Raw genomic sequence first — 1172 nt, 5'->3', positions numbered from 1 at the left:
AGATACGATCCTTACATCTAATACTTCGACGATTTCTATTGATTTGCTTGCGAAGAACTTGAAGCGTCCAGAGAACTTCTGTGGCATGCACTTCTTCAACCCAGTACACATGATGCCATTGGTTGAAGTAATTCGCGGTGAGAAGACAAGCGAAGAGACGATTGCGACAACAGTTGCATACGCTCAAGCAATGGGTAAAACACCTGTTGTTGTTAACGATTGCCCGGGCTTCCTAGTAAACCGTATCTTGTTCCCTTACTTTGGTGGTTTCGCTGCGCTTATGCGTGACGGTGCTGACTTCCAGCGTGTAGACAAGATCATGGAGAAGTTCGGTTGGCCAATGGGTCCTGCTTACTTGCTTGACGTTGTAGGTATGGACACAGCTAATCACGGCGGTGAAGTAATGGCTGAAGGCTACCCAGATCGTATGGGTAAAGACTTCAAAACAGCGATTGACGTGATGTTTGAAGCTGGTCGTTTTGGTCAGAAGAATGACAAAGGCTTCTACGCTTACGAGCTAGATCGTAAGGGTAAGCAGAAGAAAGTTGTAGATGAATCTGTTTACGACATGATTAAGCCAGTTGTTGCAAGCAGCAATGAGTTTACTGATGAAGAAATCATCGAACGTATGATGGTTCCACTTTGCATCGAGACTGTTCGTTGTTTGGAAGACGGTATTGTTGATACTGCGGCTGAAGCAGACATGGGTCTGATCTTCGGTATCGGTTTCCCTCCATTCCGTGGTGGTGCGCTTCGTTACATCGATTCTATCGGTATCGAAGAATTCAACAAGATCGCAGACAAGTATGCTGATCTAGGTGCTCTCTACACGCCGACTGAAGGTATGCGTGAGATGGCTAAAACTGGCAAGAAGTTTTTCGGCTAAGCGCTGAGACAGATTACGGAGAATATCTATGAGTCTTAATCCAAAAGACGTCGTCGTTGTCGATGCGGTACGTACCCCAATGGGTCGAGCTAAAAACGGCTGTTTCCGCAACGTACGAGCTGANACCCTTTCTGCGGTATTGATCGATGCGATCTTTGACCGTAACCCAGGTCTTAACCCTAACTTGGTTGAGGACGTTATCTGGGGTTGTGTTAACCAAACTAAAGAGCAGGGCTTTAACGTAGCTCGTCAAATCTCTTTATTGACAAAGGTTCCACACACTTCA

At 46.0% G+C, this 1172-nt stretch carries 1 protein-coding gene and 1 pseudogene; both read left to right on the top strand.

Annotated elements, in window-relative coordinates:
- Nucleotides 1–886, top strand: an 886-nt coding sequence (locus tag A3762_RS13040; protein ID WP_231878808.1) for a 3-hydroxyacyl-CoA dehydrogenase NAD-binding domain-containing protein, incomplete at its 5' end; no start/stop codon positions are given.
- Between the two features lie 28 nt (nt 887–914).
- A pseudogene (gene fadA, locus A3762_RS13035) lies at nt 915–1172 on the top strand (acetyl-CoA C-acyltransferase); the annotation flags it as partial.

It is taken from the genome of Oleiphilus sp. HI0125, from assembly GCF_001635355.1.
Note: the sequence above shows the minus strand (reverse complement) of the source record. Positions and strands in the feature narration are given on the sequence as shown.